General features: G+C 59.6%; 14 protein-coding genes. 5 read left to right on the top strand and 9 right to left on the bottom strand.

Going from position 1 to position 14,687, the window contains the following annotated elements; translation table 11 throughout:
• Positions 1–120 precede the first annotated feature (120 nt).
• From BBJ66_RS05780 to gmd, 5 genes are all read right to left on the bottom strand, one after another.
• Complete coding sequence (locus BBJ66_RS05780) at positions 121–1,155, bottom strand: hypothetical protein (protein WP_128146129.1); 1,035 nt, start codon at positions 1,153–1,155, stop codon at positions 121–123.
• Complete coding sequence (locus BBJ66_RS05775) at positions 1,133–1,618, bottom strand: hypothetical protein (RefSeq protein WP_071085565.1); 486 nt, start codon at positions 1,616–1,618, stop codon at positions 1,133–1,135. Before BBJ66_RS05775 ends, BBJ66_RS05780 begins: the two co-directional genes overlap by 23 nt.
• The gene (locus BBJ66_RS05770; RefSeq protein ID WP_071085563.1) at positions 1,615–1,824 is read right to left on the bottom strand and encodes a hypothetical protein; all 210 of its coding nucleotides are present in this window, start codon (positions 1,822–1,824) and stop codon (positions 1,615–1,617) included. The genes BBJ66_RS05775 and BBJ66_RS05770 overlap by 4 nt, the downstream gene beginning before the upstream one ends.
• Before the next feature lie 333 nt (positions 1,825–2,157).
• On the bottom strand, positions 2,158–3,108 hold the full coding sequence (gene fcl / locus BBJ66_RS05765; protein WP_071085561.1) for a GDP-L-fucose synthase: 951 nt from the start codon (positions 3,106–3,108) through the stop codon (positions 2,158–2,160).
• A complete protein-coding gene (gmd, locus tag BBJ66_RS05760) occupies positions 3,109–4,170 on the bottom strand; it encodes a GDP-mannose 4,6-dehydratase (RefSeq protein WP_071085559.1) in 1,062 nt (353 codons plus the stop codon).
• Positions 4,171–4,515: 345 nt separating this feature from the next.
• Here gmd and BBJ66_RS05755 point away from each other — a divergent pair, with 345 nt between their 5' ends.
• Positions 4,516–6,510, top strand: coding sequence for a polysaccharide biosynthesis protein (locus BBJ66_RS05755; RefSeq protein WP_071085557.1), 1,995 nt, complete (start codon positions 4,516–4,518; stop codon positions 6,508–6,510).
• Between the two features lie 80 nt (positions 6,511–6,590).
• Here BBJ66_RS05755 and BBJ66_RS05750 read toward each other — a convergent pair whose 3' ends face one another.
• From BBJ66_RS05750 to BBJ66_RS05740, 3 genes are all read right to left on the bottom strand, one after another.
• Complete coding sequence (locus BBJ66_RS05750) at positions 6,591–7,865, bottom strand: O-antigen ligase family protein (RefSeq protein ID WP_071085555.1); 1,275 nt, start codon at positions 7,863–7,865, stop codon at positions 6,591–6,593.
• A 350-nt stretch (positions 7,866–8,215) separates the two neighbouring features.
• Entirely contained in the window at positions 8,216–8,467 is a 252-nt protein-coding gene (locus BBJ66_RS05745) for a hypothetical protein (protein WP_071085553.1), read from the bottom strand.
• Between the two features lie 37 nt (positions 8,468–8,504).
• Positions 8,505–8,906: a DUF2934 domain-containing protein gene (locus BBJ66_RS05740; protein ID WP_071085551.1), complete on the bottom strand. Its 402-nt coding sequence runs from the start codon at positions 8,904–8,906 to the stop codon at positions 8,505–8,507.
• Positions 8,907–9,062: 156 nt separating this feature from the next.
• Here BBJ66_RS05740 and BBJ66_RS05735 point away from each other — a divergent pair, with 156 nt between their 5' ends.
• Entirely contained in the window at positions 9,063–9,782 is a 720-nt protein-coding gene (locus tag BBJ66_RS05735) for a GntR family transcriptional regulator (RefSeq protein WP_049733206.1), read from the top strand.
• A 39-nt stretch (positions 9,783–9,821) separates the two neighbouring features.
• On the top strand, positions 9,822–11,009 hold the full coding sequence (gene uxuA / locus BBJ66_RS05730) for a mannonate dehydratase (RefSeq protein WP_071085548.1): 1,188 nt from the start codon (positions 9,822–9,824) through the stop codon (positions 11,007–11,009).
• Between the two features lie 69 nt (positions 11,010–11,078).
• On the opposite strand, the gene BBJ66_RS05725 is transcribed toward uxuA, so the two are convergent.
• Positions 11,079–11,726, bottom strand: a complete 648-nt coding sequence (locus tag BBJ66_RS05725) for a TetR/AcrR family transcriptional regulator (protein ID WP_049733204.1) — start codon at positions 11,724–11,726, stop codon at positions 11,079–11,081.
• A 135-nt stretch (positions 11,727–11,861) separates the two neighbouring features.
• Here BBJ66_RS05725 and BBJ66_RS05720 point away from each other — a divergent pair, with 135 nt between their 5' ends.
• Positions 11,862–13,043 (top strand): HlyD family secretion protein, encoded by a 1,182-nt coding sequence (locus BBJ66_RS05720; protein WP_049733203.1) that lies wholly within the window; start codon positions 11,862–11,864, stop codon positions 13,041–13,043.
• A 24-nt stretch (positions 13,044–13,067) separates the two neighbouring features.
• Positions 13,068–14,651 (top strand): DHA2 family efflux MFS transporter permease subunit, encoded by a 1,584-nt coding sequence (locus BBJ66_RS05715; RefSeq protein WP_049733202.1) that lies wholly within the window; start codon positions 13,068–13,070, stop codon positions 14,649–14,651.
• The last annotated feature ends 36 nt before the right edge of the window (positions 14,652–14,687 follow it).

Below are 14,687 nucleotides of genomic sequence, written 5' to 3'. Positions count from 1 at the left end.
CGAATGGCTCACTCGCGCAATCGCGACACGAGCGCCACCAATGCCGGTGTTGTTTCGCGTACACACCACCGCCGGCTGGGCGTGCGGAAGAGGGAAGCAAAAACCTCCTCCCATGGAACCTCAATCGTCGTCCGCCGCCGGCCCTTCGATGCCGAGCAAAGCGCGCGGGTCGGTTTCTTCGCGATAGTCGACCGCGCCGCCGGTATGCCGCACCAGCGCCACGTCGATCCGCTCGGCCGCGAGAATGCGTGCATCGATTTCGGCCAGCTTCTTGACGCGCTGCTCAACAGAGAGGGCTTGATCGTCTTCGGAATTCGCGTCTATTTCCGCATTGATGGCATCCAGGAGGCGATCCTTGAATAACCATGCGATCAGCGGCAGGTGCGCAGCTTGGATGAAGCGTGTGAAGCCGACGTCCCCCGGAAGCGGCACACCCATACCGGATCCACGACCGATCGCCTCGTAATCGGGCCAGGCCACGCCCTCGCCCGGGCCATGGTTTACCATGCGCGTCACGTCGGGCCGCCCGCGACGGGCCATCTCCTCGATCTCAGCGCGCGCCCTTGCCTTGATCTCAGCCGAAGGAGTCGCTTTGGACAAAGTTTCATGGCGGTCGGCGAAAAGGGTGGCGATTTCGTTTCGCTGTTTGTCGATGTCCAGCAGCAGCCGGTCGGCCGCCGGGACCTTCATCGAGGGCGACGGCGCCTGATTGGCGGATGACCGAAGCAGTTTGACGTAAGTTTCCACCCGGGTCAGTAGACGCTTCTGACTCTGCCATCTTTCGCTGAGGCCGCTTCCTCTGTCCTGGACGTCAATGAAATTTTTGTGCGCCTTATCGAACCTGCCCTTCAGTTCGTCATACTTCGAATGGCCCTCTTGCAGTCGGTGCGTCACGGCGATGTTTTTGAAGATCCGTTCGGCCTCGTCGCGATCTGCACGCGCCCGTTCCCGCTTCCGGCTGGCAGCCTCCACCAGATCGTACACATCGCTGACACGCTCACGAAGCGCTTCCAAGGCCTCCTGGGCGCTTGGAGGAAGCCTGTCCGTACCCACATGATGCCCTGTAAAGCGGATGTCGCCGCTCGGCAGATCGCCAGGTGCATTGAAGTTCGACATTTGCGAAAACCTTTCGTTACTGATCGTTGGAAGAATCATCCGGCATCTGCTGGCTAACGAATAGGCCGAGCTCGTTAGCCAGCACTGCGCGCACCGTGGCGGCGCTCAAATTGCGGTCGAAGGCCTTGAGAATTCGCCAGAAATTTGCCTTGATGCCCTGTGGATAAGGGCAAATCTCGCGCGTCCTGCAACCCTGCCAATCGGCCCCAGAACGAAATCTTTCAAGGCCGGCGGCGATGGCTTCCGCCTTTTCGCGACTCGTATTTTCGGGAAAAAATGTGGTGGCGGTCTCGCATATCAGACGGTTGCGCTCCTCGAGCGCGGCCGTCGTTCGCCAGCTACGTTGACCGGCTGCGGGCTTCAATCCGAGGGCGCGGTCGAGGCTCGACTCGGTGCCATCGAGCACACGCTCGACGGCCGCGCGCAATTCGGCCGCGGCCTCACCGGGATGATCGGCCAGGATCCATTGCAGCATTTTCAAGGGATCGGATGCGACCGTCATGATGAGGCGACCGTTTGCCCCGCCGCATATCTGAGACGGTGAGCGCGCCGCGACGCCTCGGCGGCGTCGAGCACGCTGAGATGAAAGCGCGACATCAATTCGAGGAGCGGATTGCCTTTGATCGTGTCCGCGTTCCTACTCAGCCAGAGGGCCGCTTCGGACACTTTTTCAGTTGGAAATTCGCCCGTAAGGCTTTGATTTTCCATCTTGCGATTTCTCCGTAGTTGGAGAAAATCGGAAACGTTATCAAATTGCGTTTGGGGACTCTGACTCCGTTAATCTTGGTTCGAGTCCAGGTTCCCCAGCCAACAATTTCACTGATCGAGCATTATTGAATCCAGGCGGCGAAGATTTCCCGGGCGGCTTGCCGTGTTCGAGCGGCTCTGGACAGGAAACGTGCTGCCGTCAATGGGCTGATGGATCCCTCCCGAGATAGCGGCAATCTTCTCACCCCTATGCTGCCTGGGCGCCGGCCCGTCGACACCGTCTGTGTCGCGGAGATCGACCCAGGAATAAATACTGGTTCCCCCGGCCTGATATCAGACCGCCGGGTCGGATGTATTTTCGAATTCCAGAAACCAGGCGTAAGTGGCTGCAATGCCATCCTCGAGCGAGATGCGCGGCTTCCAGCCCATGTCCTGCAGTTTCTGATTGCTCATCAACTTGCGCGGCGTGCCGTCGGGCTTGGAAAGGTCATGAATGATCTCCCCCTCGTAACCGACAACGCGGCAGACCAAACGCGTCAATTCGATAATTTCGAGATCTGTTCCCGAGCCGACATTGACGTGCTGCGCACCGGAATATGTCTTGAGAAGAAACACCAGAGCGTCGGCGCAGTCGTCGACGTGCAGAAACTCGCGGCGCGGGGTTCCAGTGCCCCAGACCTCCATGTGCGGGTCTTTGCGAAGTTTCGCAGCGTGCGCCTTGCGGATAAGGGCCGGCAGCACGTGGCTGGTATTCAGGTCGAAATTATCGCCCGGGCCATAGAGATTGGTCGGCATGGCCGAAATATAATCCCGGCCGTATTGCTTACGATAGGCTTCCGCAAGCTTGATACCGGCGATCTTGGCGATCGCGTACCATTCGTTGGTCGGCTCGAGCTCACCGGTCAACAGCGCCTCTTCGGGAATCGGCTGCGGGGCAAGCTTGGGATAAATGCAGCTCGACCCCAGGAACAGCAGCCGCTCCACTCCGCCCCGATGGGCAGCTTCGAAGATATTCGCTTCGATAATCAGATTGTCATAGATGAATTCTGCGGGATAGCTGTCATTGGCGAGGATACCGCCAACCTTGGCAGCGGCGAGAATAATCGCGTCGGGTCGGTTTGCTTCAACAAATTTCTCGACCTCGTCCTGCCGCTTCAAGTCGACCTCACGGCGCGTGGCCGTGATGACGTTGCAGCCCTCGGATTGAAGCCGGCGCACAAGAGCACTGCCGACCATACCGCGATGACCGGCAACCCAGATCTTCTTGTTGGACAAGTCGTACACTCAGATCTCTTTCCGGCCGTTTAGAGCCTTCCAGTGCTTGACATCTTCGCGCACCATTTCGGCTGCGAGTTCACGAACGGGGGTCTTGTGCTGCCAGCCCAGCTTCTGACGTGCCTTGGTCGGATCACCCAGCAGAAGGTCAACTTCCGTCGGGCGGAAATAACGAGGATCGACTTCGACGAGGCACGCACCGGACGCGGAGTCATAACCCTTTTCGTCGACGCCGGACCCCTTCCATTCCAATGCAATGCCCACGTCGGCAAAAGCCCACTCGACAAACTGGCGGACGCTCGTGGTCTCACCCGTCGCCAAGACGTAGTCATCCGGCGTGTCCTGCTGCAGCATGCGCCACATGCCTTCGACATATTCACGCGCGTGGCCCCAGTCACGCTTGGCGTCGAGATTGCCGAGGAAAAGCTTATCCTGCCGACCCAGATGGATGGCAGCCACTGCCATCGTGATCTTGCGAGTGACGAAGGTTTCGCCACGAAGCGGGCTTTCGTGATTGAAAAGAATGCCGTTGGATGCGTGCATGCCATAGGCCTCGCGATAATTCACGACGATCCAATAGGCATAGAGCTTGGCTGCCGCATAGGGAGAACGCGGATAAAACGGCGTTTTTTCGCTCTGCGGCACTTCCTGCACAAGACCGTAGAGCTCCGAGGTCGATGCCTGGTAGAACCGAGTCTTTTCCTGCAGCCCCAGGATACGGATCGCTTCGAGCAACCTCAACGTCCCGACGCCATCGGCATCCGCCGTATATTCAGGCGTTTCGAAGCTGACACCCACATGGCTTTGTGCGGCAAGATTATAGATTTCGTCAGGCTGCGTCTGCTGCACGATCCGCAACAGGTTGGTCGAGTCGATCATATCGCCATAGTGGAGAATGAAGCGAGGATGTGTCTCATGCGGATCCTGATAGATGTGTTCGATGCGGCCGGTATTAAAAGACGAGGACCGCCGCTTGATACCGTGCACCGTATAGCCCTTGCTCAGAAGCAATTCGGCCAGATAGGCACCATCCTGACCAGTCACCCCAGTAATCAGCGCGGTTTTTGTCATTTTTTCACATCGTCTTTCGATACAATCTTTGGATCGTGTTTATGGAAACGGCCGAACGAGTGCAACCCCCATGTAACTTCGGCCGGGCCGGCGAAATGGGCATCGTCGATCTCTTCGGTTGACGTGAGACTGCGACAACGAGACTAAGCTCTCTCCCCCGCGCTCCGCCAGCCTGAATCCAGCAGCAGCGGCAAGGTATTTGTCAGAAGGTAATAGGCATTAGGCTACCTACTTCTGATAGATAAGCGGTGCGGAAGACCTTGATTTCCGATTATTTCAGTTGCGCTCGTTGCAGAAAGCGACAAGAAGGTGGTTGTCTGTAGATCTGCGAGACGCTGGTAAGCGATGCCCGAAAATTCTCCCTCTGAGACATCGCGCTCACGATGGTTGTTGGTGCCGATGCAAGCGCTCGTCGCCCCTTTGCTGGCGATGCCGCGGGTTGCCAAACGCGCTCTGGCTTTGCTGGTGGATTCCAGCTTTTGTGTTCTGACGATCTGGCTGGCCTATTGCTTCCGGCTGAACGAATGGACGGTGCTGACCGGCGTGCAGTGGCTGCCGGTTTTCGTTTCGCTGTGCATGGCCCTTCCCATCTTCATCGTCATGGGCATGTATCGGGCGATCTTCCGTTATGCCAATCTGGCTGCGTTCATTACTGTTTTAAAGGCGATTGCGATCTACGGCTTCGCCTTCATGACGATATTTACCGCTCTCAGCGTGCCGGGTGTTCCGAGAACCGTCGGCATTCTCCAGCCTTTCCTGCTGCTGATCGGGATCGGGCTGTCGCGATTGGGTATCCGCTATTGGCTCGGGGATGCCTACCAGCGTATCCTTCACCAGAATATGCTCGCGAAGGTGTTGATCTATGGGGCCGGGAAGGCCGGGCGGCAACTGGCGGCTGCCCTGACGAACAGCGCCGAACTCAAAGTCGTCGGCTATCTGGATGATGATCCGCGCCTCAAGGGCGGCGTCATGGGTGGCTTGCCGATCTATGACCCCTCGGATCTTCCGGTGCTTGCCGAAGCCCTTGGCGTGCACAATGTGCTTCTTGCGCTGCCATCGGCCTCCCGGCAGCGGCGCAACGAAATCCTGGAGCATATCCGCAAGGCCAGGGTGAATGTTCGCACATTGCCGGATCTCACGGCGCTTGCTCAGGGACGGGTCGCCGTCTCCGACATTCGTGAGCTGGAGATCGAAGATCTGCTGGGCAGAGAAGCGGTGGCGCCGCGCCAGGAGCTGCTCGACAAGGCGATGCGCAACAAGGTGGTGATGGTCACCGGCGCCGGCGGCTCGATCGGTGGCGAGTTATGCCGCCAGATTCTGCGCAACGCGCCTTCCAGCCTGATCCTCATCGATCAGAACGAGTTTGCGCTTTATAATATCGATGCCGAATTGCGGAAGCTGGCCGAACTCTACGAGCATGAAAATCTGCAGATCGTTCCGATCCTCTGTTCCGTCCGCGATCAGGATCGCATGGAGCACATCATCCAGAGCTGGCGCCCGCAGACGCTTTATCATGCCGCCGCCTACAAGCATGTGCCGCTTGTCGAACACAATGCCGTCGAAGGCATCAAGAACAACGTCATGGGGACGCTTGTTGCGGCACGCGCGGCGCATAAATACGGCGTCTCGAATTTCGTGCTGATCAGTACGGATAAGGCTGTGCGTCCGACAAATGTAATGGGTGCCAGCAAGAGGCTGGCGGAGATGGTTCTGCAGGCGCTCGCGGCAGAATCGGCGACCGACAGACTGCGAACGAATTTTTCCATGGTCCGCTTCGGAAACGTCCTCGGCTCCTCCGGATCCGTCGTGCCGCTGTTCCGGCAGCAGATCAAGGAAGGCGGCCCCGTTACGCTGACACATCGCGAGATAACCCGCTATTTCATGACCATTTCGGAAGCCTCGCAGCTGGTCATCCAGGCCGGCGCGATGGGCGAGGGCGGCGATGTTTTCCTGCTCGATATGGGAGAACCCGTTCGCATTGCCGATCTCGCCCGCAAGATGGTGGAGCTTTCCGGATTGACCGTCCGTGACGAGAACAATCCCGAAGGGGATATCGAGCTTTCCGTGACCGGTCTCAGGCCCGGCGAGAAGCTCTATGAAGAGCTGCTGATCGGCGATAATCCTGAGACAACCGAACATCCCCGGATCATGAAGGCACGTGAGGATTTCCTGTTCTGGCCGGAGCTTTTGAAAAAGCTCAACGCGCTCAACGCGGCATTGGATCGCAACGATATGATCGCTGCCCGTGCAACATTGGCTGAGCTTGTTTCCGGCTATTCTTCGACAGGTGAGGTTTCGGATCTGGCTTTCACCGGCGCCGAAACCAATACCGCCGCCTGAGCAATCACAGACGTTAAAGCGCGTTGTGTTTATGCGTGCCGTTTATCCCGGAACCGCCGCACCCTTTCGGGTGACATGCATCAGTTTCGAACGACGGGCGCAAAGCCTGTGCTGCCGCGATCCACGCAAATAAGAGCGACGAGATAGGCGAAGATCGGATCCAGGGCCTTCTGATTGAACATGATGCCGAAGCTGCCCGTTATGACATAGCTGCTGACGAGCAGCAGAGCGAGCGCGATGGCCAGATCCCGGCCCGGCCCGGCTTCCTTTCTCCAGGCGCCGATCACGGGCGTCGCGAGCATCAGCGAAAGCGCTGCAATGCCGAAAATGCCGGCGTCGATCCCCGCAGTCAGAAAGCCGTTGTGAACATGCGAATAGGTCAGCTGCGGCCTTAGGCTGTCGGGCAGCTCCGCCAACACCGAAGCCATCCGGTTTTGCGGGCCATAACCCGTCAATGGGTCCTTGCTGATCGCCGATACTGCGCCTTTGTAAAGGGCGAACCGTGCACTGAGCGACGTCACCTCGCCGTCGCTGCGTTCGAGCGATGCCATATTTTCCTGCAGCGCCTCGATACGATGGAGGATTTGGCCACTGCCCAAAGCGATAAGTCCCGCAAACAGCAAAGAGCCGGTGATGGCGAGGCTGCGCAAACTCAGATGGAAACTGTGTTTGCGGAAATACCAGAGAAGAATGACGATATGAACGGGAATGACAAGCCAGGCCGAGCGCGTTCCCGAAAGCAAGACGCAGCCTAGACCGGCGGCATATCCCAGTATGGCAATTCGTTGCTCGACACTCTTGGGCGATTGGATGTTGAGGAGCGCAATGCCGCCGAAAAGGACGCCGATGACGCCCAGCAGGGCAGCATTCGATGTCCCGGCCTCTGCCCTGTCCATGAGGAACATGATCTGCAGCAGACTGAAAACAAAGGTGACGATCATGCCGAGACCTGCGCCGAGGATGAACAGCGGCACGAGGCGGCCATCTGGAGACCGGCGCATTCGCGGCAATAACAGCCAGACCGAAAAGAAAGGCAGCAGCCGGAATATCCAGTCCAGTTCTTCGGAGTAGGGCGGATTGACGAAGATGCTCGCGATCATCACCAGCGGGTAGATCGACATGCCAATGCCGACCAGCCGGTCGGATTTCGACAGGTTCAAGGTCAGGCTGCCCGTCGCCAGACAATAGAGGCCCCACACCATCGATGCGAGAAGGATAAACAAGTTAAAGTTCGGCGAAAGTCCGGGAAGGATTGCAAAGAAAAAGACCGCAATGCGGTTGTTCCGATCACGTGTGCTTCCGGCCCCATTTTCTGGATAGAGCACTGCTATCTTCAGTTGTTTGAGGTATTTCACTTGCCGATCCTGACCATGCTGATGCCGTTTCGCTAAGGATCGTGATCACGCCTGTCAAGCGGGGGATTGCGTGCAATCTATGGCTTTAAGCCTCGTGGTATTCCAGCAACAGGATCTGTGGACGGAGGTGGTTTCATGAAATGTGGGAATCCGACATGAGGCCAGCTTAAGCAGTAAACACGTCTGAGGTGCAGCTTTGGTCGTCACATGTTTTTCATAGGATAAGATCGTTGAGCGCGACGTCACGTTCGGGGAGTGCGGGGCAGGCTGCGAAGCATTGACGGAGATGATGCGATAGGTCGCATGGAGACCACCGCTTATATGACTTCGCCGTTGGTAACGTGTCACCGCTAGCGCCAATATCGGCGTGTCATATTTTCGTTCGACGATCGACCGAGGAGATAGCCGAGTCCGAATGCCAGAATGCCGGTGCCGAGCAATAATGCGCTTGCGGTATGCGGGTGATCTCTGACGCCGGAAGCGACCGCGTAGGCCTCGCGCTTCACACCATCTGCGGCCAACTTCGCGGCTTTGGCCAATCCTTCCGGCTGCTCGGCGGGTGTTCCAGTGAATCCGGCGTTCAAGTTTTGTTTGTCGGCCATGTCGAGACCTTTCCTGAAATTAGCTCGAGGCGGAAGTTCAGCTCTGCTCGCGCGTGCCGGGGGAGGCTTCGCGTTGATCGGCATCTTCGAGATCCGTTTTGACGAGGAAGGCATCGGTATGTTCGCGCGAGGCCTCTCGTAGGGCCGCGAGATTTAGAGGATTGCCGGTCTCGCCCCGTGCATCGAGTTCATGCACGGCCAAGGTCCAGTGATGCCGATGCTGACCTTCCGGCCTGCCTTCCTTCTCCCAGAGGGAATATGCCCTTTTGCGAATTTCCTCCTCGCGGTTGGCTGCCAGCGACCCGCCGCTCCGTCTGTCGGTTTCGTTTGCGGCTTGCGGAGCTCTCTTCTGTCGGCGCGCATCCGCAGCGGATGGAAATTCCGGCCGGGCACCGTCTGCCTTCGTTTCGCTTGTCTTGCGTCGTGCTGGATTTTTCATGCGCGTCTCCTTGGAAATTCCAACCAACTCGGCCGATCTAAGTTCCAAACAAAGGTTCATGACGCGATGCATGCCGTCACCTCGGCGACACGTGTTGGCAAGGCGAGATAACTGGTATACTAGTATGCCAAACTGTCGCACCCTCCTGGTATCGTTATGCCGCAGGCATCAGAAACCGAAGTTTTGGTCGTATCATCGCAAGCAATCGGCGGCAGGCTGCGTCGGGTTACCACGGCCGGCGCCATTTATGAGCGCCTGCATGCCAATATCGTCTCGCTACGGATGCCGCCTGGCATGGCGCTGCAGGAAAAACGCATCGCCGACGATTTCGGCGTCAGCCGCACGCCGGTGCGTGAGGCGCTGCTCAGGCTTTCCGAAGGCGGGCTGGTCGACATTTACCCGCAGTCGGGCACCGTCGTGTCGCGCGTGCCGGTTTCTGCGATTCCCGAGGCGGTCGTCGTGCGCAAGGCGCTCGAAGGCACGACCGTCGAGGCTGCTGCGCTGCTCGCCACCGCTGCCGACATCGCGCGTCTCGATGCTATCATCGCCCGGCAGCGGTCGCATGCCGCAACAGGCAATGCCTCGAGCTTCCATGAAGAAGACGAGAGTTTTCACGAGGCGATCGCACAAATATCAGGTTATCCCGGAATCTGGGTGATCCTGAAGACGGTCAAGGTGCAGATCGACCGGGCGCGGCGGCTGACGCTGCCGGTGCTCGGGCGAATGGACAATGTGGTGCACGAACATATGATCATTCGCGATGCGCTCGCCGCCCATGACGCGACGGCTGCACGTGATGCGATGATCCATCATCTGAGCGCCGTCATTCCCGATGTCGACGAGCTGCGCTCGCGTTATCCCGATTATTTCTGCTGACGGCGGGCATGAAACGAAAAAGCAAGGAAAGGAAGAAGAATGCGGCAAGGTTGGAGATGGTTCGGACCGGAAGCACCGGTGACGCTGGATGATGTCCGCCAGACGGGCGCGACCAATATCGTCTCGTCGCTGCACCAGGTGCCGATCGGCAGGGCCTGGACGGAAAGGGAAGTGCGCGATCGCCAGTCGCTGATCGAGACCACGCCTGGCGATCGTTCGCCGCTCGTCTGGTCGGTGGTCGAGAGCATCCCGATCCCCGACGCGGTCAAGCGCAAGGGCGGGGAGGCGAGGGCCGAAATCGAGGCGTGGATCGCCAGCCTCGAAGCGGTCGCCGCCTGCGGCATTCCAATCGTCTGCTACAATTTCATGCCGGTCGTCGACTGGACCCGCACCGAGCTCGATTTCGTCACGCCGACGGGCGCCACCGCCATGCGCTTCGATCACGAACGTTTCGCAGCCTTCGACCTCTTCATTCTCGAACGGCCGGATGCGGGCCGGCACTATTCCGCCGAGGACCGCGAACGGGCGCGTGTCGTCTTCGAGGCGATGTCGGAGGAGGAGATTGCCGAGATCACCCGTATCATCACCTCGGCTTTACCAGGTTCGACCACCGAGCCTCTGACCATTCCGGCCTTCCGGGAAAAGCTGGTCGCCTATAGCGGTATCGACGCCGACAGGCTGCGCCGCCATCTGATCGAATTCCTGGAGGCGGTGACGCCGGCTGCCGAAGCGCGCGGCGTCAAGCTGACGCTGCATCCCGATGATCCGCCGCGTTCGCTGTTCGGCCTTCCCCGCATCGCCTCGACGGGCGATGATTATGCCGCTCTCTTCGATGCGGTGCCGTCGCCGGCCAACGGCATGTGTTACTGCACCGGCAGCCTCGGCGTGCGCGCCGAGAACGACCTGCCGGCGATCGCCCGGCGCTTCGCCTCGCGCATCCACTTCGCCCATCTGCGCGCCACGACCCGCGAGGGCGACGGCCGGACGTTCCATGAAAGCGCCCATCTGGAAGGCGATGTCGACATGGTCGCGGTTCTGCGGGAACTGGTTGCGGAAGACCGCCGCCGCAGTGCCGAAGACACCATCGTGTTCCGCTCGGATCACGGCCACCGCATGCTCGACGATCTCGACAAGATCGTCACCCCCGGTTACCCGGCCATCGGCCGCATGCGCGGCCTTGCCGAACTGCGCGGCATCCTGCATGCGCTGGGCGCGGCGCCGAACTGAGGCATTCGGCGGCGTGCGTTGCTGCGACGTTCAGCAGAAATCATCGCGCTCTGAAGCTTGAGCAACGCTTCAGAGCGCGCAACCCTTCAAAAAAAGATCGGCGCACATTTTCGCCCTGACAGCGATCTCCTCGATCTGAGGCGGCTGTTGCTGGCGCAGCATTGAGGCGCGCTGCGGCTCCATGATCATCATGCCGCGCAGCATGCCGCAGGCGGCGTGCGGATCGTCAAGCGCAACCAGTCCCCGATCGATCTGCTTGCGCAACCAGTCCTCCATCACCGTATTGGTTCTGACGATGGCTTTCTCATAGAAACTATTGGCGATCTCGGGAAAGCGGTCGGACTCGCTGATGACGAGCCGGGTGACGGTGATCGTATCCAGCGAGAGCGTCAGCATGCCATAGGCCATCAGCATGCGTTCAAGTCCCTGTCTGAGATCGGCCACGGCGAGGGTGCCCGGGTCAAGCGCCATGAGAAAGCGACCCGTGCGCTCCGTGACCATCTCGGAAAAGAGGTCTGCCTTCGTTGGAAACAGGCGGTAGAGCGTCTTGGTCGAAACCCCCGCCTCTTGTGCGATCGCAGCGATGCTTGCAGCCGCATAGCCGCTCTCGTGGAACTGTCTGTTGGCCGCCTCGATGATGACGCTTCTCGTGTCGTCGTCGCAACGCACTTGCGGTCGGCCTCGCGGCCTCTTCTCGATTTCGTGATTTTGGACCATCATAATTTTCCAAATTCTCGTTGACATCCGTTTTCTAATACATATTTTGGAAAATATCAAGTTTCCAAAAGCGTATTCCACCTGAATTCAAAGGCCGCGGCCGGTAGCGACAGCGACCACTCTAAGGAGAGAGACATGTCCATCACGCTGCAGGCCCTTAATAACAACGCACCTGTGCCGCAGACCACTGCAGAAGCCGCACCCGCAGCCCTTGATGCCGGCAATTCGCCGCGCATCGTCGAGCCTGCCGTCGTTTCGGAGCCTCCCGTTCGCAAACGCGGCGGGCGCGGGCTGCTGCTCGGCGCAACGGCACTGGTGCTGATCGCCGCCGCCGGCTATTACGGCCACAACTACTGGACTGTCGGCCGTTTCGAAGTCTCGACCGACGACGCCTATGTGAAGGCTGACAATACGACTGTCGCTCCGAAAGTGTCCGGCTATATCGCCGAAGTGCTGGTCAGCGATAACCAGTTGGTCAAGGCCGGCCAGCCGCTTGCCCGCGTTGACGATCGCGACTTCCGCGCAGCGCTCGACCAGGCCAAGGCCGATGTCGCTGCGGCTGCGGCGGTGCTCGATGCCAAGCGGGCGTCGCTCGATATTCAGCACTCGACGATTGCCGCCGCCCGCGCCACGGTCGAGGTCGACAAGGCCAATGAGACCTTTGCCGAACAAAACAACAAGCGCTATGCCAATCTCGCGACCAACGGTTATGCTCCGGTTCAGACGGCACAGCAGGCGGCGTCTGCCATCGCTGCAGCCCAGGCAACCATCGTTCGCGACAACGCCGCTCTCGATGCCGCCGTCAAGCAGGTCGATCTCCTGAATGCCGAGCTCGCCCAGGCGAGGGCGACGCTTGCCCGTGACCAGGCCGTCCAGCATCAGGCTGAGTTGAACCTCTCCTATGCAACCATTGCCGCACCTGTCGACGGCACCGTCGGCAACCGCACGCTGCGTGTCGGCCAGTATGTCCAGGCCGGCACCCAGCTGATGTCGGTCGTGCCGACGAGCGAGGTCTATGTGATTGCCAATTATAAGGAGACGCAGCTCACCGATGTTCGGGCTGGCCAGCCGGTCAATATCGAGGTCGATACCTTCCCGGGCCGCATCTATCACGGCCATGTCGACAGTCTTGCTCCGGCAAGCGGCCAGGAATTTGCCCTGCTGCCTCCTGACAATGCGACGGGAAATTTCACCAAGGTCGTTCAGCGCATCCCCGTCAAGATCGTGCTTGATGGCAAAGCCGCCGATGGCGACCTGCGTCCCGGCATGTCGGTTCAACCGAGCATCGACACCATGGCCGATGCCGACCGCAAATAGGTGCCGGGATCAGGAGATCGTGTCATGTCCACCATCGCAGCAACAGCCGTCGCCACATCGCAGCCCCGCGCCAGCACCAGAGAATGGATCGCCGTTCTCGCCGGCATGATCGGCGCCTTCATGGCGATCCTCAATATCCAGATCACCAACGCCTCTCTCCTCGATATCGAGGGCGGCATCGGAACGGGCGTCGACAACGGTGCCTGGATCTCGACCTCCTACCTGATCGGCGAAATCGTCGTCATTCCGCTGACGGCCTATTTCAGCAGCGTGTTTTCGTTCCGCCGCTATATCCTCGTCAACTCGATCCTGTTTCCACTGTTTTCGATCGCCTGCGCCTTCGCCCATGATCTCGGCACGATGATCGTGCTGCGCGGCCTGCAGGGTTTTGCCGGCGGCGTGCTGATCCCGATGGCCTTCACCATGGTGCTGACCAAGCTGCCGAAACCACAGCAGCCGCTCGGCCTTGCGATCTTCGCGCTCTCCGTCACCTTCGCACCGGCAATCGGCCCGACCATCGGCGGTTACCTCACCGAAAACTATGGCTGGCAGACCATCTTCTTCATCAATGCCATCCCGAGCGCCGTCATGGCCGTAGCGCTGGCCATAACGCTCGACAAGCAGCCGATGCAGCTCCGCCTGTTAAGGGAAGGTGACTGGGCGGGTATTTTCACCATGGCGATCGGTCTCTCGGCGCTGCAGACGGTTCTCGAAGAAGGCAACAAGGAGGACTGGTTTTCCTCGCCCTTCATCGTCAAGCTCAGCATCCTCGCCTTCGTCTTTCTTGCCGCCTTCATCTGGATCGAGCTCACCGTGAAGAAGCCGCTGGTCAAGCTCAGCCTGCTGACGCAGCGAAATTTCGGCATCGGCGTTGCCGTCAACGTGCTGGTTGGCGTCGCCCTCTTCGGCACCGTCTATATCCTGCCGCAATATCTCGGCCAGGTTCAGCGCTACAATGCCGAGCAGATCGGCATGGTGCTGGCCTGGACCGGTCTGCCGCAGCTGCTGCTGATCCCGCTCGTTCCGATGATGATGAAGCGCTTCGACGCGCGTTACATTGGCTTCCTCGGCATCTCGATCTTCGCGATTAGCTGCTTCATGAATGTTACGCTTTCGGCCGATACCGCGGGCGACCAGTTCTGGATCCCGAACATCGTCCGCGCCATCGGCCAGGCACTGGTGCTGACGCCGATCACCGCCATTACCACCGCCGGCATCGCAGCCACGGACGCGGCGGCCGCGTCGGGCCTGACCAACATGCTGCGCAATCTCGGCGGCGCCGTCGGCACGGCAACGCTCGGCACGGTGTTGACCAAACGCGAGCAGTTCCACTCCAACATCATCGGCCAGTCGGTCACGCTCTCACGTGATGAAGTCCGCGACCGGCTGGCGCAAACGACCGGCTATTTCATGCAGCACGGCATTTCCGACCCCGCTCTCGCCGGGCAGAAGGCCGTTGTCGCTCTCGCTCAGATCGTCAGGCGCCAGGCCCTGATCCTGGGCTTTGCCGATACCTTCGCCGTCATCGGCGTGGTTCTTGCCATTGCTGCCGTCGCCCTGCTGCTTACCCAAAAGCCGCGGGCCGGCGGTGGTGCCGGCGCGCACTGACAACGGCACCGCGACAGCTGCAAAAGCCTCCCTCGT

The organism is Rhizobium sp. RSm-3, from assembly GCF_001854685.1.
GTDB classification, from domain to species: Bacteria; Pseudomonadota; Alphaproteobacteria; order Rhizobiales; family Rhizobiaceae; genus Rhizobium; species Rhizobium ecuadorense.
The sequence above is the reverse complement of the archived record's forward strand: the minus strand, read 5'-3'. Positions and strand labels throughout refer to the sequence as shown.